The organism is Nostocoides sp. F2B08 (assembly GCF_009184895.1).
Taxonomy (GTDB): domain Bacteria; phylum Actinomycetota; class Actinomycetes; order Actinomycetales; family Dermatophilaceae; genus F2B08.
This window is the reverse complement of sequence record NZ_WESE01000005.1, coordinates 82516-99607: the sequence shown is the minus strand read 5'-3', so window position 1 is coordinate 99607 and position 17092 is coordinate 82516. Positions and strand designations below refer to the sequence as shown.

General features: G+C 71.5%; 18 protein-coding genes and 1 tRNA gene. 3 read left to right on the top strand and 16 right to left on the bottom strand.

Translation table 11 applies throughout. The annotated features are described in order from the left end of the window. Nucleotides 1–142 precede the first annotated feature (142 nt). A complete protein-coding gene (locus tag GA707_RS13025) occupies nt 143–1300 on the top strand; it encodes an SGNH/GDSL hydrolase family protein (RefSeq protein WP_152178879.1) in 1158 nt (385 codons plus the stop codon). Nucleotides 1301–1409: 109 nt separating this feature from the next. Continuing rightward, nucleotides 1410–2633 carry an acetyl-CoA C-acetyltransferase gene (locus tag GA707_RS13020; RefSeq protein WP_152178878.1) on the top strand — a complete coding sequence of 408 codons (1224 nt, stop codon included), beginning with the start codon at nt 1410–1412 and terminating at the stop codon, nt 2631–2633. A 132-nt stretch (nt 2634–2765) separates the two neighbouring features. Here the strand turns inward: GA707_RS13020 and GA707_RS13015 are convergent, their stop codons facing one another. The 4 genes from GA707_RS13015 to GA707_RS13000 all read right to left on the bottom strand — a co-directional run bounded on the left by GA707_RS13015 (nt 2766) and on the right by GA707_RS13000 (nt 4463). After that, nucleotides 2766–3068 carry a hypothetical protein gene (locus tag GA707_RS13015; RefSeq protein ID WP_152178877.1) on the bottom strand — a complete coding sequence of 101 codons (303 nt, stop codon included), beginning with the start codon at nt 3066–3068 and terminating at the stop codon, nt 2766–2768. Continuing rightward, on the bottom strand, nt 3065–3373 hold the full coding sequence (locus GA707_RS13010; RefSeq protein ID WP_152178876.1) for a hypothetical protein: 309 nt from the start codon (nt 3371–3373) through the stop codon (nt 3065–3067). Before GA707_RS13010 ends, GA707_RS13015 begins: the two co-directional genes overlap by 4 nt. Next, entirely contained in the window at nt 3370–4242 is an 873-nt protein-coding gene (locus GA707_RS13005; RefSeq protein ID WP_152178875.1) for a Bax inhibitor-1/YccA family protein, read from the bottom strand. Before GA707_RS13005 ends, GA707_RS13010 begins: the two co-directional genes overlap by 4 nt. Nucleotides 4243–4386: 144 nt before the next feature. Further along, nucleotides 4387–4463: transfer RNA gene (locus tag GA707_RS13000), tRNA-Leu, on the bottom strand. Nucleotides 4464–4534: 71 nt separating this feature from the next. Here GA707_RS13000 and GA707_RS12995 point away from each other — a divergent pair. Then, nucleotides 4535–4894: a hypothetical protein gene (locus GA707_RS12995; protein ID WP_152178874.1), complete on the top strand. Its 360-nt coding sequence runs from the start codon at nt 4535–4537 to the stop codon at nt 4892–4894. A 31-nt stretch (nt 4895–4925) separates the two neighbouring features. On the opposite strand, the gene GA707_RS12990 is transcribed toward GA707_RS12995, so the two are convergent. From GA707_RS12990 to mfd, 12 genes are all read right to left on the bottom strand, one after another. Next, nucleotides 4926–5909 carry an exopolyphosphatase gene (locus tag GA707_RS12990; protein ID WP_152178873.1) on the bottom strand — a complete coding sequence of 328 codons (984 nt, stop codon included), beginning with the start codon at nt 5907–5909 and terminating at the stop codon, nt 4926–4928. Then, nucleotides 5906–6433 carry a DUF501 domain-containing protein gene (locus tag GA707_RS12985; protein WP_152178872.1) on the bottom strand — a complete coding sequence of 176 codons (528 nt, stop codon included), beginning with the start codon at nt 6431–6433 and terminating at the stop codon, nt 5906–5908. The genes GA707_RS12990 and GA707_RS12985 overlap by 4 nt, the downstream gene beginning before the upstream one ends. Nucleotides 6434–6487: 54 nt before the next feature. Further along, nucleotides 6488–7021, bottom strand: coding sequence for a septum formation initiator family protein (locus GA707_RS12980; protein ID WP_152178871.1), 534 nt, complete (start codon nt 7019–7021; stop codon nt 6488–6490). Nucleotides 7022–7046: 25 nt separating this feature from the next. Further along, nucleotides 7047–8333: a phosphopyruvate hydratase gene (gene eno / locus GA707_RS12975; protein ID WP_152178870.1), complete on the bottom strand. Its 1287-nt coding sequence runs from the start codon at nt 8331–8333 to the stop codon at nt 7047–7049. Between the two features lie 55 nt (nt 8334–8388). Further along, on the bottom strand, nt 8389–9327 hold the full coding sequence (locus GA707_RS12970; protein WP_152178869.1) for a pseudouridine-5'-phosphate glycosidase: 939 nt from the start codon (nt 9325–9327) through the stop codon (nt 8389–8391). Next, complete coding sequence (locus tag GA707_RS12965) at nt 9324–10229, bottom strand: PfkB family carbohydrate kinase (protein ID WP_193315326.1); 906 nt, start codon at nt 10227–10229, stop codon at nt 9324–9326. Before GA707_RS12965 ends, GA707_RS12970 begins: the two co-directional genes overlap by 4 nt. Further along, a complete protein-coding gene (locus GA707_RS12960; protein ID WP_152178867.1) occupies nt 10222–11211 on the bottom strand; it encodes a MazG family protein in 990 nt (329 codons plus the stop codon). Before GA707_RS12960 ends, GA707_RS12965 begins: the two co-directional genes overlap by 8 nt. Before the next feature lie 18 nt (nt 11212–11229). After that, on the bottom strand, nt 11230–11715 hold the full coding sequence (locus GA707_RS12955; protein ID WP_152178866.1) for a hypothetical protein: 486 nt from the start codon (nt 11713–11715) through the stop codon (nt 11230–11232). Nucleotides 11716–11812: 97 nt separating this feature from the next. After that, nucleotides 11813–12271 (bottom strand): cyclopropane-fatty-acyl-phospholipid synthase family protein, encoded by a 459-nt coding sequence (locus GA707_RS12950; RefSeq protein WP_152178865.1) that lies wholly within the window; start codon nt 12269–12271, stop codon nt 11813–11815. Further along, the gene (locus tag GA707_RS12945) at nt 12268–12960 is read right to left on the bottom strand and encodes an alpha/beta fold hydrolase (RefSeq protein ID WP_152178864.1); all 693 of its coding nucleotides are present in this window, start codon (nt 12958–12960) and stop codon (nt 12268–12270) included. Before GA707_RS12945 ends, GA707_RS12950 begins: the two co-directional genes overlap by 4 nt. Before the next feature lie 9 nt (nt 12961–12969). After that, entirely contained in the window at nt 12970–13317 is a 348-nt protein-coding gene (locus tag GA707_RS12940; protein WP_152178863.1) for a DUF2200 domain-containing protein, read from the bottom strand. A 101-nt stretch (nt 13318–13418) separates the two neighbouring features. Beyond that, entirely contained in the window at nt 13419–17060 is a 3642-nt protein-coding gene (mfd, locus tag GA707_RS12935; protein WP_152179023.1) for a transcription-repair coupling factor, read from the bottom strand. Nucleotides 17061–17092 lie beyond the last annotated feature (32 nt).

Here is a 17092-nt window from a genome sequence, read left to right as displayed (position 1 = left end):
GTCTGCTCAGGAGATGCGCATGGCTCGAGGGTAGCGGGATCGGTCGAACGGGTCACCTGACTTTCGGCCCGTTCGGAAGTGCCGAGCACCGCGATAGCGTTGTCGACCAGGACCGACGGCACCCGACCCGGGAAGGAACCTCATGGGACGAGCTCGGCGCGCTCGCAGGATCGCGAGCAGCGCTGCCTATGGCGGCGGGGGTCTCGCCGCGCTCGCCGGTGCCCTCGGTGCGGCCGGCTACGGTCTGATCCGGGCCGAGGCCGCCGTTGCACGGCGCCTGATCGGCCGCCCCTTCGACGACTCCCCCGACGACAACGGCCTCTACGGCTACGGGCCCGGAGAGCCGGTCGAGCTCCTCATGCTCGGTGACTCCACGGCAGCCGGCCTCGGCACGGACGAGCGCAGCCAGACGATCGGCGCCATTCTCTCCTCCGGGGTGGCCGCCCTCTCCGGTCGGCGGGTCCGCCTCACCAACGTGGCCGTCGTCGGCGCCGAGTCCTCCGGTCTCGAGATCCAGGTCGCCAACGCGCTGGACTCGGTCCCCACCCCCGACGTGGCGGTCATTCTCATCGGCGCCAACGACGTCACCCACCGCATCGAACGGGCCACCGCTGTCCGCCATCTCGAGCAGGCAGTGCGTCGGCTGCTCGCGACCGGGTCCCACGTCGTCGTCGGCACGTGCCCCGACCTCGGGACCATCGAGCCGGTCCCCCAACCGCTGCGCTGGCTGGCACGCCGCTGGTCGCGCGACCTGGCCGCCGCCCAGACGGTGGCCGTCGTCGAGGCCGGCGGCCGCACCGTATCCCTCGCGGACATGCTCGGGCCGGAGTTCGAGACGAGCCCGCGCGAGCTGTTCTCGCTCGACCGCTTCCACCCGTCCGCTGCGGGGTATGCGCGGGTCGCCGCCGCCCTGCTGCCCAGCGTCGTCGACTCGCTGGGTCTGTGGGCGGGCGAGGCCCCCTCAGCCGTGCCACGTCCGATGAGCCGCCGGGACGTCGCGCCCGTCGCCGTCGCCGCAGGCCAGGCGGCCAGCGAACCGGGCGCCGAGGTGTCGGGTGCCGAGCTCGGCGGCGCTGCGCGCGGACCGCGGGGTCGGTGGGCGACCCTCCTGCGACGCCGTCAGCCCGACGTGCCGCAGGCCGCGGAGCCCGCGGTCGAGACGATCGACACGGCCGACGAGGCGGCAGCCGGAGGACCGTCCCCGGCTGAGGCCGACGTGGCAGCGGCGGTGGTCGCCCATGGCGATGATCACACGAGCGTCGGCGACGGCCCCAAGACCGGATCTCCGCAGGCGAAGTAGGCTCGCCGGAGAGGCCCGACAGGTCCCGTGTTCGGTGCGGGCACCGCTCGGGTGAGCACCGCATACCGCATCCGATATCTGCCGTTTCGACCCACCGTCAGGAGAAGTCATGACCGAGGCTGTCATCGTCGCCACGTCCCGGACCCCCATCGGGCGCGCCTTCAAGGGCTCGCTCAAGGACATCCGCCCCGACGACCTGTCGGTCCAGGTCGTGTCCGCCCTCCTGGAGCAGGTGCCCGGGCTCGACCCGACGGAGATCGACGATCTGTACTGGGGCTGCGCTGAGCCCAGCGGCCGGCACGGCTCGAACATGGCCCGCGTCATCGCGGTCCTCGCCGGCCTGGACACGTTGCCCGCCTCGACCGTGAACCGCTTCTGCGCCTCGTCGACGCAGACCATGCGGATGGCGTTCCACGCGATCAAGGCCGGGGAGGGCGAGGTCTTCGTCTCCGGCGGCGTCGAGTGCGTCTCGCAGTACACCAACTGGGCGGGTGCCGGTGGCTCGGCCGAGGACACGATGAACCCGCGTTTCGCCGACGCCCAGACCCGCAGCGCCGAGATGGCGCGCACCAACGAGACGTGGACCGACCCGCGCGAGCAGGGCCTCGTCCCCGACGTCTACCTCTCGATGGGCCAGACCGCCGAGAACGTCGCGACGATGCGCGGCATCTCCCGCCAGCGCCAGGACGAGTGGGGCGTCACCAGCCAGAACCGCGCCGAGAAGGCGATCGCGGACGGCTTCTTCGCACGCGAGATCACGCCGGTGACGCTCGCCGACGGCACGGTGGTCTCCACGGACGACGGCCCGCGGCCCGGGGTGACCCTCGAGGCGGTCCAGACCCTCAACCCGGTGTTCCGCGAGGACGGCACGATCACCGCCGGCAACTGCTGCCCGCTCAACGACGGCGCCTCCGGCGTGGTGATCATGAGCGACTCCAAGGCAGCCCAACTCGGCCTGACCCCATTGGCACGGATCGTCTCGACGGGGGTGTCCGCACTGTCCCCCGAGATCATGGGGCTCGGCCCGGTCGAGGCCTCGAAGCAGGCGCTGGCGCGCGCCGGCATGACGATCGGGGACATGGACCTGTACGAGATCAACGAGGCCTTCGCCGCCCAGGTCCTGCCCTCCGCGGACGACCTCGGCATGGACTTCGACAAGCTCAACGTCCACGGCGGTGCCATTGCCCTCGGCCACCCCTTCGGCTCGACCGGCACACGTATCATGACGACGCTGCTCAACGGCCTGCGGGCCCGCGACGGCCAGTTCGGCCTCGAGACGATGTGCGTCGGCGGCGGCCAGGGCATGGCCATCGTCGTCGAGCGCCTCAGCTGAGGCGGGCCGCGTCACACCTTTCTCTCCCCAACCGGGAAAGGGAACGTCCACCACGGTTAGTCTCCGTAGTGGACGATCCCTTTCCGTAGTGAAGTCTGCCCGTCCTCCGGATCCCCCGCCGAGCGCCGTCCGTCAGAGCACGAATGCGAGGACGAACGCCGCGTAGCAGGCGAGCGCCGCATACCCCAGCAGTCGGGACGTATGCGGTCGTCCCGCCCCGTAGGCCAGGCCGGCTCCTGCGAGGAGGGCCCAGCAGGCCGGATGACCGTAGCGGATGAGCCCCGCCTGGACGCCCCCGACCTCGTCCGCCTTCTCCGGAACGACGACGAGCCAGACCACCGTCAGCGCGGCGGCCACCGCCGCGCCCACGAGACCGAGCGTGCGCTGCCGGCGGGACGGCCGCGTCGACGCTTCGCGCGCGGTCGGCGCGGTCACGGCAGCCCCCGACGCAGCGCCGTGAGCCGCGACCGCACCCCCGACCCGACGCCGGCACGGTAGGCGTCGAACACGAGCACAGTCAGCTGGTCCGGCACGGCCGCGGCCCCGAGATCCGGAACCGGTCCGCGACCCAGCCGTGCACCGAGGTCGGCGAGCAGTGGACGGGCGCGACGCATACCCTCTTCGGCGCCGGCGACCGACAGCTCGGTGAACCTGCGGCGGATCCGGTCCAGCTCGACAGACGACTCCGCCGGGACAGGCGAACCTGTCCCGGCGGAGTCGAGGGTGCTGCTGTCGATCACTCGCCGCGCATTCGGGCGAGCAGACGCAGGAACTCGATGTAGAGCCACACGAGCGTGACGATGACGCCGTGGGCCAGCAGCCAGCTGTACTTCTGCGGGGCGCCCATGGCGATCGCCTGCTCGATCGAGTCGAAGTCGAGCGCGAGCGAGACCGAGGCAAGGCCGACGGCGAAGAGCGAGATCGCGATGCCGAGGCCACCAGTACCACCGAAGCCGAACGAGGTGTTGGTGACGATCGCGTAGATGAAGTTGACGACCGCGAAGATCGCGTAGCCGAAGATCATCATCGTGACGATGCGGCGGAACTTCGCCGTCACCTTGATCAGGCCGGTCTTGTAGGCGAGGAACATCCCGGCGAAGGTCGCGAGGGTCGCGAGAACCGCCTGCCCGACGATGCCCTCGTACATGCTCGCGAAGACCTGGCTCACGGCGCCCACGAAAAGACCCTCCAGCGCGGCGTAGGCGAGAATCAACGGCACGCTGATCGTCTTGCGGAGGACGATGACGAAGCCGAGGATCAGCGTCCCGATCATCCCGCCGATCCACAACATCGACCCGAGCGCCGGGTTGGCGGCCGCAGCGAGCCATCCGGCCGCGCCGGTGGCGAGCACGATCACGAAGAGCGTGAGCGTCTTCATGATGACGTCGTCCATCGTGACCCGCCCGGTCTGAATGGGGCCGGCGGGCGGCTGGTTGTACATGTCCTCGAGACGCTGCTGGGTCATCGCGTCCTGCGAGGACCACTGCGCCGAGGCCTGGCCCAGGTTCGGCTGCTGGCGCTCGGAGCCCACGTTGCGCGGGGCCTCGAAGCCGGCATACCCACGCTGGGCGTCCTGCTCGATGCGGTTGAAGACGGGGTTGGTCGCCACGGCGGCCTCTCTCTTGGGTCGTGCGGGTGGGTCCGGTGCCCACCGACTGCTATGAGGATAAATGCTCGGAGGTATGCGGTTGTTCCTGGCGCGCAAAGGTTCGGCGAAGTCGGTGGGAGGCTTGACCGCCGGCGCGCTGCTCACTGGCACCCCCGACGAGATTCGAACTCGCACTCGAGCGATTTTAAGTCGCCTGCCTCTGCCGATTGGGCTACGGGGGCGCCAGCCACTGTAGCGACGCGAGGCGGGAAATCCGCTGGTGTGTGAGGCCACGACCTGCTTCAGTGGTCAGATGACCGCCCCCCACGCCATCCGCGACCGGCTCCGTTCCGCGGCGACGCGTGCGATGAAGGACCGGGACCGTCCGGCCCTCGCCGCATACCGTCACGCCATGGCCGGGATCGACAACGCCGAGGCGGTCGTACCCTCCGGCGGGATCCCGTCCGCCGGCGCACTGGAGCATGCGGCCACTGGCCTGGGTGCCGCCGAGGTCGCCCGGCGGGAGCTGAGCGATGCCGATGTCCGGGCCGTGGTCGAGGCCGAGATCGCCGAGCACCGGCACGCCGCGAGCACGCTCGCCGCACACGACGCCGACCGCGCGGACGGCCACCGACGGGCCGCGGACCTGCTCGAACAGGTGCTCGCGCCCTGACCTCGATCTCGGGCGGGCTGGGCCGGCCGGCTCAGCCGCCGACCCGACGGGCGGCGCTGAGCGCGATGCCGTCGAGGATGTCGTGCTCCGAGGTGACGACCGGGATGCCCGGTGAGGCGGCCAGGACCCTAGCGACGACGCGGTCCCACACCAGCGCACCGGCGCCGATGACGTCGACCCTGCCCGGATGCATGAAGGGCAGCGCCGCCCGCTCGTCGTGAGTCATCGTGAGCAGCTCGGCCGTGACCTCGTCGAGACGCTCCGGTGGGATGGCCGCGAGGTGGATCCGGTCGGCGTCGTAGTGGTCCAACCGCAGCGCATGAGCCGTCACCGTCGTGATCGACCCGGCCAGCCCGACCAGTGTCCCCGCGCCGGCGATGTCGACCTCGGCGGTGATGGCATCGACGGCCGTCTCGATGTCGGCCGTCGCGGCTGCGACCTCGGCCGCGCTCGGGGGGTCGGATGCGAGGTGCCGCTCGGTCATCCGGACGCAGCCGACATCCGCGGAGTAGGACTGCAGGACGCGGGCTCCGGCCGCTGTCGCCTCCCCCCGCACCAGCTCGGTCGAGCCCCCGCCGATGTCGCAGACGAGGTACGGACCGGGGTGTCCGGCCGCCACGACGTCACCCGTTGCGCCGGTGAACGACAGCTCGGCCTCCTCGGTGCCGGTGATGACCTCAGGAGCGATGTCGAAGGACGCGAATGCCGCTCGCACGCCGTCGATGAACTCGTGCGCGTTCGAGGCGTCCCGGGAGGCGGACGTCGCGACGAATCGGACACCCTCCGCCCCGAGCTCCTCGCAGGTGCCGGCGTACCGCCTGGCCGCGACGAGGGTCCGCTCCATCGCCGCCGGGTCGATCCGGCCGGTGCGGTCAACGCCGTAGCCGAGCCGCACGATCTCCATCTCGCGGACGACATCCGTGAGGACCGGCACCCGACCCTCGGGCTGCTCGACATCGGCGACGAGCAGTCGGATGGAGTTGGTCCCGCAGTCGATCGCGCCCACGCGCGTCATGTCTCTCTCCTTCTACACGGATGCTCCCACCACCGCGGCAGCAGCTCGATCGCCTCATCGCCCAAAGGGTTCACGCCCGGCCCGGCGGCGAGGCTGTGGGCGACGAGAACGTGCAGGCACTTGACCCGCGACGGCATGCCTCCGGCGCTCACTCCGGCGATCTCCGGCACCTCGGCGAGCTCCGCTCGGCGGCGCAGGTAGTCCTCGTGGGCCAGCGCATACCGGCTCGCGAGGTCGGCATCGTCAGCGAGACGGGCCTGCATGTCCTTCATGACCCCCTCGGACTCGAGGGTGCTCACCGCTCCCGTCAGCCGGGGACAGGTCGCGTAGAACGAGGTCGGGAAGGGCGTGCCGTCGGGGAGTCGCGGTGCCGTCCGCACGACGTCCGGGTCCCCGCAGGGGCAGCGGTGCGCGACCTCGACGACACCCCTCGGCTCGCGTCCGAGCTGACCGTGCACGGCGGCGAGGTCGCCTGGCGTGGGGGGTTGTCCGCAGGGGCCACCCGCCTCCTGCGCGCGGCTCACGCCCTTGACCTCACCGGACGAACGCTCACGCGACCACGCTCACCGGACGAACGCTCACGGGACGAATTCGGTGTCGGTGCGATCGGCCTGGGCGATGCTCGCCCACATCCGGTCGTACCAGGGGCGGGTGTCGGAGACGGCACCCGAGGCCACCGTCTGCTCCTCGAGCTCGTCGGCACCGATGACGGTGTAGGACACCTCTCCGGGTCGGACGAACTTCAGCCGCTCACGGGCCTGCTGCTCGACGTAGGCGGGGTCCTCCCAGCGCTCACGCTCGGCCTCGAGCTGGGCCACCCGCTCCTCACCCTGGACGACCTGGCGTTCGAGCGCGGCGATCTCGCTGCGCTGCGCGAAGAACGATCGGACGGTGGGCGCGAGGAGGACGACGAGGACGATCCCGACGAGGGCGATCACGCCCCAGCGCCACAGACCCGAGCCCTCGTCCTTGCGGGCCGCCGTCGCCCGAGCCTTCGGCGTCCGGGAACCGGCCGACCCGGCAGCCTTGCCACCGCGACGCGTCGGGGACGGGCGCGCACCGGGACGGGCGGTGCTGCGCCCCTTCCCGGTGCCCGGTCCCCGTGTCGCCATCGGTCAGCCGCCCCTGGCCGGATCGTCAGCCCGAGACCGTGAAGCGCGGGAACGCTCCGGCCCCCGCGTAGACCGCCGCGTCGTCGAGCTCCTCCTCGATGCGGAGCAGCTGGTTGTACTTGGCCACGCGTTCGGACCGCGCCGGGGCGCCGGTCTTGATCTGGCCGCAGTTCGTCGCGACGGCGAGGTCGGCGATCGTCGTGTCCTCGGTCTCGCCGGAGCGGTGGCTCATCATGCAGCGGTAGCCCGCCCGGTGCGCGAGGTCGACGGCGTCCATCGTCTCGGTGAGCGAGCCGATCTGGTTGACCTTGACGAGCAGGGCGTTCGCGGTGCCGGAGTCGATGCCTCGGGCCAGCCGCTCGGGGTTGGTGACGAACAGGTCGTCGCCGACGATCTGGACCCGGTCGCCGAGCTGGTCGGTCATGGCCTTCCAGCCGTCCCAGTCGTCCTCGTTGAGCGGGTCCTCGATCGAGACGAGGGGGTATGCGTCGACAAGCTCGGCGTAGTAGGCCACCATCTCCTCGGCGGACTTGGTGCCGCCCTCGAAGGCGTAGGAGCCGCTGTCGTAGAACTCGCTCGCCGCGACGTCGAGCGCGAGGGCGATGTCCTTGCCGGGCTCGTAGCCCGCAGCGCGGATGGCGTCGAGGATGAGGTCGAGCGCGGCGCGGTTGGACTCGAGGTTAGGCGCGAAGCCACCCTCGTCGCCGAGTCCGGTCGCGAGGCCGCGGTCCTTCAGGACGCCCTTGAGGGCGTGGTAGACCTCGGCACCCCAGCGCAGCGCTTCGCGGAAGGAGCCGGCGCCGATCGGCGCGATCATGAACTCCTGGATGTCGACGTTGGAGTCGGCATGGCTGCCGCCGTTGAGGATGTTCATCATCGGCACGGGCAGGATGTGCGCGTTGGGACCGCCGACATAGCGGAACAGCGGCAGGCCGGCCGACTCGGCGGCCGCCTTGGCGACCGCGAGGGACACGCCGAGGATGGCGTTCGCGCCGATCGAGCCCTTGTTGTCGGTGCCGTCGAGCGCGAGCATCTCGGCGTCGACGAGCCGCTGGTCACTGGCGTCGAAGCCGAGGAGCTTGGGCTGGATCTCCTCGAGCACGGCCTCGACGGCGTCCTGGACGCCCTTGCCGAGGTAGCGGCCCTTGTCACCGTCACGGCGCTCGACGGCCTCGAACGCGCCGGTCGAGGCGCCGGACGGGACCGCGGCGCGGGCGAAGGTGTTGTCGTCGAGCAGGACCTCGACCTCGACGGTGGGGTTGCCTCGGGAGTCGAGGATCTCGCGGGCGTTCAGGGCCTCGATGGTGGCCATGCTGCACTCCTAGGGTGAGCGGTGGGTTGGGTCTGTGACGGACTCGTTCGCCAGCCTAGCCGCCCTGCGCATACGCCCGCGCGAGTGCCGCGCCGAGCCGAGCGTTGTTGCGGACGAGGGCGATGTTCGTCGCCAGTGAGCGGCCGTCCGTGATCTCGACGATCCGCCCGAGGAGGTAGGGCGTGATGTCCTTCCCCGTGATGCCGAGCCGCGCGCAGTCGGCCAGCGCCCGGTCGATGAACACCTGCATCTCGTCGGCCGGGATCTCTTCGTCCTCCGGCACGGGGTTCGCGATGACGACGCCGCCATGGAGGCGCATCCCCCACTTGGCGCGCATCACCGCGGCGAGCTCCTCCGGACCGCCGTCGTCGATGCCGGGCACGGACATCGGCGACCGGAACCCACTCCCCCGGGAGAAGAACGACGGGAACTCCTCGGAGCCGACGCCGACGACCGGGACCCCGAGGGTCTCGAGGACCTCGAGGGTGCGGCCGATGTCCAGGATCGACTTGACGCCGGCGCAGATGACGGCCACATCGGTGCGGCCGAGCTCGGTCAGGTCCGCGCTGACGTCCATACTCGACTCCGCGCCCTGGTGCACCCCGCCCAGGCCCCCCGTGACGAAGACCCGGATGCCGGCCAGGTCGGCGAGCCGCATGGTGCTCGCGACCGTCGTCGCTCCGTGCGCCGAGCGAGCCACGACGTAGGGCAGGTCGCGAACGCTCACCTTGCTCACGTCGGGATGCGACCCGAGCACCTTGAGCTGGTCATCGGAGAGTCCGATGCGCGGCACCCCGTCGAGCACCGCGATCGTCGCAGGGGTGGCGCCCGCATCCCGGATGATCTGCTCGACCTCCCGGGCCATGGCGACGTTGTCCGGGTACGGCATCCCGTGACTGATGATCGTGGACTCGAGAGCCACGACGGGACCGCTCGCCTCGACGGCGGCGCGCACCTCGTCGGAGAGGCTGAGCATGCTGTGCGGTGTCGTCATCGGGTGTCTCCAACGGTGAGCGTCGTGGGGTCCGGCAGGTCGTCGAGGTCGGTCGGGACGGTGAGCTCGGAGCGGACGGTCCGTGCCGCGACCGCGTGGCCGAAGGCGGTCGCCTGCTCGATCGAGGCGCCCCGGACCAGCGCGTGAATCAGTCCCGCAGTCGCCGAGTCGCCGGCTCCGGTCACGTCGCGCACCGCCTCGGGCGGGACCCGCACGGCGGGCACGTCGACCGGGTCCGTGCCAGGCCCCCGGAGCAGTCGGCTGCCCGCGAGGCCACGGCGCAGGCAGATCGTGGACGCGACGGTCAGGGGGTCGACGCGGGCGGCGAGCGCCGCATACTCGTCCTCGTTGGGCGTGAGCAGGTGAGCCGGGTATGCGCCGGCCAGGTTCGCGAGCCGGCCCGCCTTGGCCACGCTGACCGGCTCGATGGTCACCATCGCACCCGCCTCGCCACCGAGCCGCAGGGCGGCTGCGAGCACCGGTCCGGGCAGGTTGGCGTCGAGCACGAGGTGGGCGACGCCGCGAAGGTCCAGGTCGTGGACGTGCTCGAGGGTCATCGTGTCGATGGCCGCGAAGTCGGACACGGCGACCGCGAGAGACCCGTCCGAGTCGAGCGTGGCGAGATACGTGGCGGTGCGCTCGGCCTCGGTGTGCACCCCCGAGACGTCGACGCCGGCGGCAGCGGTCTCGGCGAGCACGAGACGGCCGAAGGAGTCCTCCGCGACGCGGCTGACGAGCCGCACGGAGCTGCCGAGCCGGGCGAGGGTCTCGGCGATGTTGCGCCCCACGCCTCCCGGACTGGCGGTGACGAAACCCGGATTGCTCGTCGCGGGAACGAGCGGTGCGCCGGCGGTGGCCTTGAGGTCGATGGCGGCCGCGCCGACGACGACGACGTCAGCCATCGTCGCGCTCCGCCTCGGTCTCCCCACCGGCCCGTCGGGCCGACAGCGCGAGGACCCGCAGGGTCTCTCGGGCATGCTCCTCGGCGGCTGCGAGGTCGGCGATTGCCCGCTCGAGCTCGGCTTCGACCGCCGTGTCGGTCACGAGTCCACGGCGACGTGCCCGGGCTGCGACCTTGTCCGCCGCGAGCGCGACCGGGAGGTGAGCGGGCACACCGTGCATGAGGTCCGTATCCTCCGGCCGGCCACCACGCTCGTCCGCCTTGATGCGCTCCCAGGCGGCCTCGACCTGGTCGGGGGACACCACCTCCGCAGCGGACTCGACGTCCGCGTCGGCGAAGACGTGCGGGTGCCGCCGCACGAGCTTGTCGACGAGGTGGCCCGCGACGTCGTCGATGTCGAAGCCGTCCTGGGACTCGGCCGCCACCCGGGCGTGGAAGACCACCTGCAGCAGGACATCGCCGAGTTCCTCGGCCAGGTGGTGGGCATCTCCCGCGACGATCGCGTCCAGCGTCTCGTAGGCCTCCTCGACGAGGTAGGGCGCGAGGGACTCGTGTGTCTGTTCGGCGTCCCACGGGCATCCGCCGGGTGATCGCAACCGGTCCATCGCGGCGACGACGTCGAGGAGCCGTGCGCCCGCGACGTCCCACGAACCGAGCACGATCTCGACGTCGGGAGGATCGGTCCGGCTGGAGACCTCGGCGGCGACCGCGTCGCTCAGTCCGGGGTCACCGTCGTCCGAGCCGACCCAGGTCACGTCGGCACCGACGGCGCGGTCGACGAGGTGTCGGGCGAGGGCCGCCGGGCCGATCGAGACGTCCACCGGCTCGACCTCGAGACCGGCCTCGACGCAGGCTCGTGGCAGCGGGTCGTCGGTCGAGGCCGCGAGCCGGAGTGCGGCGGAGTCGAGCACCTGCCAGGCGTCACGGGACAGCAGTCCCGGGGCGACGCGCGGACTGGTCGCCAGGAGGGTCAGACGGGGCACGCGGGGTGGACCGAGCGACTACTGGCTGGGGGTGGCGCCGACGATCCAGTCGGGCTGGGTGGCCACGACCGCCGCCTGCTCGGGGTCGAACGTCCCGTACCGGGGGTTGACCTCGACCTCCGCCTCCTGCAAGAGCCCGATGGCGTTCTGCATGTCCTCCTGCGTCATCTGGCCGATGGCCAGGTCGAGGCGCGCGAGGTCGAGCAGGTACGGCGCCGGGTCGTTGATGCCGGAGACCGCCGACCGGGCGGCCGCGTCCGAGATGGTGACGCCCCGGTCCTCGAGGACCTCGAGAACCGCTGGGAGCACGACGAGTCGGTTGACGATGTCGGCCGGCGGCAGGGGCTGCGTGGCGTACTCGGCGACCTGCTCACTGGCGGCGAGCACCCCCGACTCGGTGATGACCTGACCGTCGACCACGGCGGCCGTGTCGGCTCGGCCGCAACCGGTCAGGACGAGCGCGGCGGCGGCGAGAGCGGCGGCGATCAGTCGTCTGGTCTTCACAGGTCGGTTCCTTCTCGGTGGGCGGGTCACGGTCGGCGAGAGGCTCGGCGGGACGCGCGGCTCATGTCGGGACCATCATGCCGCACCGAACGGCGGGTCACCGCCGAGGGCCGGTCGGCGGTGACGCACGGGTCAGGTCACGGAGGGGGTCGCCGGTGTCGACGAGAACCGGTCCGCCGGGAGCGAGCATCTCGCGCAGGTGGGCCAGAGCGCGCCCTCGCGCCTCCGGGTGCCGTCCGTCCAGGACACCGACCCGGCACGCGAAGGCCAGGTCGTAGAGCGGCTCTCCGGGCAGGAGTGTCGCCGTCTCCGCCCTGGCCAGCCGTACCGAGATCGTTCCTGCGGCGATCTCCTCGGCACAGGCTCGTTCGGTCGCGGCCACGGCGGCGGCCGATCGGTCGAGGATGAGGACGTGGCCCTGCGGACCCACCCGGCGGGCTATCTCTCGCGCGGCTGCACCGGGCGCCCCGCCCACCTCGATGAGACGCAGCCCGGGACGCAGTGGCAGGGCGTCGACGACCGCGCGCAGCCGGGGAGAGAGACGGTTCGTCGTCACGAGCGGCGCTCTCCCCCGGCTGCCACGGCAGCGGTGGCGAGTGCCTCGATCTGCGCCGCGACGGCCTCCGGGTCGTGCATGAAGTGGAGGTGACCCGCGTCGAGCGTCGCGTGCGGCCAACCGAGCTCGCGGGCCTGCTCCAGCTCCTCGGCGTAGGTGGTTCCGAACGCCAGGTATGCGGTGGGTAAGCCGGTCCACCCGGACGGTGCGTCGACGACCGCGTCGAAGTAGTCGCGCGGAAGGCGCGGACAGTCACGGTCCAGTTGGGGGAAGGCGCCGCTCGGCACGACCGCGTCCATCGTCGCCCTGGGCCACCACCGGGTCCACGGCGGTAGCCGCCCGTCGGCATCGACCCGCTCGTCCAGCATGGCGCGAAGCACCGGAGGAGCGAGTGGAGTCGAACCGGAGGCCGGCGGGAGGGCCGCGTCGACGAACACGATCGGCGCGCGACCCGAGTGGGTGGCGCGGACCAGCGGCGCGAGGTAGCCGGCGTTGCTGTGCGCGACCAGGGTCGTGTCCGCGGCGACCAGCCGGCTCCACCGTCGGACCAGGTCGTCAGCGCCCTCGTCCGGTCCCAACCTCGCCGGAGCGACGCAGGCTTCCACCCCCCGGTCGGAGAGTGCCGTCGCGAGCTCGCGGTATGCCGATGCAGGGAGCAGCGGACTGGGGAGGACGAGCACCGTCGACACGTCGGGGGACTACCCGCCGCGGAGGATGGACGACATCCGCTTGCCCCGGGCGACCTCGTCGACGAGCTTGTCCATGTAGCGGATCCGCTGCATGAGCGGGTCCTCGATGTCCTCGACCCGGTGGCCGCAGATCACACCGGTGATGAGGGCGGCGTTCGGGTTCATCCGGGGAGCCCGGTCGAAGAAGGACTCGAGGTCGACTCCCTCGTCGATGGTCGCCCGCAGCCCCGCGTCGTCGTAGCCGGTGAGCCACGTGATGACCTGGTCCACCTCCTCGCGCGTGTGCCCCTTGCGCTCGACCTTCGTGACGTAGAGCGGGTACAGGTCGGCGAAGCTCATCCGGAAGATGCGGTGCATCCACCCATGATGCCTCGCCGGGGCGGCATCGCGAGCGGCCTCGTCCTTCGGCAGGGCAGCGTGACGTGAGCCGGACCCGCCGTTCGGCCGGGTGCCATGGGTCAGCCTCGACCCGCGGCCCCGCCTGCGGCAGCGATGTCGTCGAGGAAGATCGCCTCGATCAGCTGGGCGGCCCACTCGAGGATGGCGCGGTCGCGCACCGGTCGACCGCCGACCTTGGCGGTCTTCGGGTGCGGGACGAGGATCACGCCGAGCGAGTCCTTCACGATCGAGCCCGGATAGATCCGGGCCAGCCGGAGCCGCTGGGACTCGCGCAGGTCCGGGACCGGGCCGAACCGGATGGTCGCGCCCTGGACGGAGATGTCGGCGATCCCGGCCCGGCGGGCCACGGTGCGCAGCCGAGCCACCTCGCGGAGGCTGACGACGGCCTCGGGCAACGGGCCGTAGCGGTCGAGCAGCTCGGCCTCGATCTCGGCGAGCTCGGCCTCGTCCTTGACCAGAGCGAGCTTCTTGTAGGCCTCGAGCCGCAGTCGCTCACCGGGCACGTAGTCGTGCGGCAGATGGGCGTCGACCGGCAGGTCGATCTTGACCTCGGCGGGGGCCCTGTCACCCTCGCCCTTGAAGTCGGCGACGGCCTCGCCGACGAGTCGGACGTAGAGGTCGAACCCGACGCCGGCGATGTGACCCGACTGCTCACCGCCGAGGAGGTTGCCGGCCCCGCGGATCTCCAGGTCCTTCATCGCGACCTGGATGCCGGCGCCGAGGTCGGTGTGCGAGGCGATCGTCTCGAGCCGGTCGTGGGCCGTCTCGGTCAACGGCTTCTCGGCCGGATAGAGGAAGTACGCGTACGCACGCTCCCGACCGCGCCCGACCCGGCCTCGCAACTGGTGCAGCTGGGAGAGACCGAGCCGGTCCGCCCGGTCGACGATGAGGGTGTTGGCGTTGGAGATGTCGAGGCCGGTCTCGACGATCGTCGTGCACACGAGGACGTCGAACTTCCTCTCCCAGAAGTCGACGACGACCTGCTCGAGGCGGTGCTCGTTCATCTGGCCGTGGGCAGTGGCGACCCGCGCCTCCGGCACCAGCTCACGCAAGCGGCTCGCGAGCTTCTCGATGGAGGAGACCTTGTTGTGGACGAAGAACACCTGGCCCTCGCGGAGCAGCTCCCGCCGGATCGCGGCGACGACCTGCTTCTCGTCGTACGGACCGACATAGGTCAGCACCGGGTGCCGCTCCTCCGGTGGCGTCGCGAGCGTCGACATCTCGCGGATGCCGGTCACGGCCATCTCGAGGGTCCGTGGGATCGGCGTCGCCGACATGGCGAGCACATCCACCGCCGTCCGCAGCGACTTCAGCTGCTCCTTGTGCTCGACACCGAACCGCTGCTCCTCGTCGACGACGACGAGACCGAGGTCCTTGAAGCGGACCTCCGTGGCGAGCAGGCGGTGGGTGCCGATGACGACATCGACCGTGCCGTCCGCCAGGCCGGCCAGGACCTCGCGCGCCTCACGGTCGCTCTGGAAACGGGACAGCGCCTTGACGATCACCGGGAACCCGGCATACCGCTCGGAGAACGTGTTGTAGTGCTGCTGGACCAGCAGGGTCGTGGGGACCAGCACCGCCACCTGCTTGCCGTCCTGGACAGCCTTGAACGCGGCACGGACGGCGATCTCGGTCTTGCCGTATCCGACGTCCCCGCAGATGAGCCGGTCCATCGGGACCGGCCGCTCCATGTCGGCCTTGACCTCGTCGATCGAGCTCAGCTGGTCCGGGGTCTCGACGTGGGCGAAGGCATCCTCGAGCTCACGCTGCCACGGCGTGTCCGGGGCGTAGGCGTGGCCCGACGTGGCCATCCGCGCGGAGTAGAGCCGGATGAGCTCGTTGGCGATCTGCTTGACGTAGCGCCGGGCCCGGCTCTTGGTCTTGTGCCAGTCCGAGCCGCCGAGCTTGTTGACGGTCGGCGCTTCGCCGCCGACGTAGCGGGTGACCTGGTCGAGCTGGTCGGTCGGCACGTAGAGCCGGTCACCGGGTTGGCCCCGCTTGGAGCTGGCGTACTCGATGACGACGTACTCGCGCGTCGCACCCTGCACGGTGCGCTGCGCCATCTCGATGAAGCGGCCGACGCCGTGCTGCTCGTGCACGACGTAGTCCCCCGTGCGAAGCTGGAGCGGGTCCACCTGGGCCCGCCGCCGTGACGGCATCTTGCGCATGTCCTTCGTCGAAGCAGAGCCCGGCGCGCTCCCGGTGAGGTCGGACTCGGTGATGACTGCCATCCGGTCCGGGTCGACGAGGAAACCGCTGCCGAGTGCCCCCTGGGTGACCGCGACGGCTCCGGGCGGCGGTGGGGTCGCCTCCTCGAGGTGGCGGGCGGCGATGTCGTGCTCGGCCAGCAGCTCGACGACGCGGCGGGCGAAGCCGGGGCCCTCGGTGACGACGAGCACCGACCAGTCGTCGGCGAGCATCCCCCGCAGCGTCTCGACGGCCTCCTCGGTATTGCCGCGGAAGGTGGGCGCCGGGGACGTCCCGGTCGGGACGGCCTCGTGGTCGAGCGCCTCGCTCAGCTCCTCGTCGACGACGAAGGGCGTGACGTCGATCCACAACCGCCCGAGGTCGGTGGCGTGCGAACGGAGCTCGGCCAGCGACCAGAACGAGGACGAGCCGAGCAGGTCCTGGAGGTCGATCGGGACCGCGTTGCCGGCCGCGGCGTTGGCCCAGCCTGCGTCGAGGAACTCCTGGCTCGTCGCGACGAGGTCGTGGGCCCGGGTGCGGACCCGCTCCGGGTCGAGCAGCACGACGGCCGCCCCGTCGGGCAGCACGTCGAGGAGGGTCTCCATGCCGTCGATGAGAGCGGGGGCCAACGACTCCATCCCCTCGACGGCGATCCCGGCGGCGATCTTGTCGAGCATGTCGATCGCGCCGGGGAGGTACTGGCGCAGGGCATCGGCCCGGTCCCGCACGGCGTCGGTGAGCAGGATCTCGCGGCACGGCGGAGCCCAGAGCCCGTGCTCGGCCAGCTCGAGGGAGCGCTGGTCGGCGACCTTGAACCAGCGGACCTCCTCGACGGTGTCCCCGAAGAACTCGACACGGACCGGGTGCTCCTCGGTCGGGGGGAAGACGTCGAGGATCCCGCCTCGAACGGCGAACTCACCCCGGCGCTCGACGAGGTCGGTCCGGGTGTATGCGGCGCCGGCCAACGCCTCGACGACCTCTTCGAGCGGTCGCTCGTCGCCGATCCGCAAGGAGACCGGGGCGAGCTCGCCCAGGCGCTTGGCGATCGGCTGCAGCACCGACCGGATCGGTGCGACGACGACGTCGACCGGACCGTAGAAGGGGTCGTCCGGGTCGGGGTGGGCCAGCCGGCGCAGGACGGCCAGTCGCGCCCCGACCGTGTCGCTGCGCGGGCTCAGGCGCTCGTGCGGCAGGGTCTCCCAGGACGGGAACAGGGCGACCCGGTTGGGGTCGTGGGCGTCGCCGAGGCTCCGCACGAGGTCCTCCGCGTCGCGGCTGGTCGCAGTCACGACGAGGAGAGGGCGCGTGGCGAGAGTTGCGGTCAACAGCGGCTGGGCCCCTCGGGCGCAGGCGATGTCGATCCGGTCCGCTCCTGCGCGGCGTCCGGCCTCGACGGCCGTGAGAGCGCGGGCGAAGGCGTCCGAGCCTGCCAGCGCGGCCGCCAGGGGGCGCAGCCGTGCCGGTGTCGTCGTCCCGCTCGTCGCGGGCTGAACCGTCGTCGTCACGCTCTCCATCCTCTCCGTCGGGACCGACATCGCTGTAGTCC

Bases quoted from the DNA above. Each gene is read 5' to 3' on its own strand.
- GA707_RS13025 (WP_152178879.1), top strand. From the start codon at position 143: ATGGGACGAGCTCGGCGCGCTCGCAGGATCGCGAGCAGCGCTGCCTAT.
- GA707_RS13020 (WP_152178878.1), top strand. From the start codon at position 1,410: ATGACCGAGGCTGTCATCGTCGCCACGTCCCGGACCCCCATCGGGCGC.
- GA707_RS12995 (WP_152178874.1), top strand. From the start codon at position 4,535: ATGACCGCCCCCCACGCCATCCGCGACCGGCTCCGTTCCGCGGCGACG.
- GA707_RS12990 (WP_152178873.1), bottom strand. From the start codon at position 5,909: ATGACGCGCGTGGGCGCGATCGACTGCGGGACCAACTCCATCCGACTG.
- GA707_RS12980 (WP_152178871.1), bottom strand. From the start codon at position 7,021: ATGGCGACACGGGGACCGGGCACCGGGAAGGGGCGCAGCACCGCCCGT.
- eno (WP_152178870.1), bottom strand. From the start codon at position 8,333: ATGGCCACCATCGAGGCCCTGAACGCCCGCGAGATCCTCGACTCCCGA.
- GA707_RS12970 (WP_152178869.1), bottom strand. From the start codon at position 9,327: ATGACGACACCGCACAGCATGCTCAGCCTCTCCGACGAGGTGCGCGCC.
- GA707_RS12965 (WP_193315326.1), bottom strand. From the start codon at position 10,229: ATGGCTGACGTCGTCGTCGTCGGCGCGGCCGCCATCGACCTCAAGGCC.
- GA707_RS12940 (WP_152178863.1), bottom strand. From the start codon at position 13,317: ATGCACCGCATCTTCCGGATGAGCTTCGCCGACCTGTACCCGCTCTAC.
- mfd (WP_152179023.1), bottom strand. From the start codon at position 17,060: ATGGAGAGCGTGACGACGACGGTTCAGCCCGCGACGAGCGGGACGACG.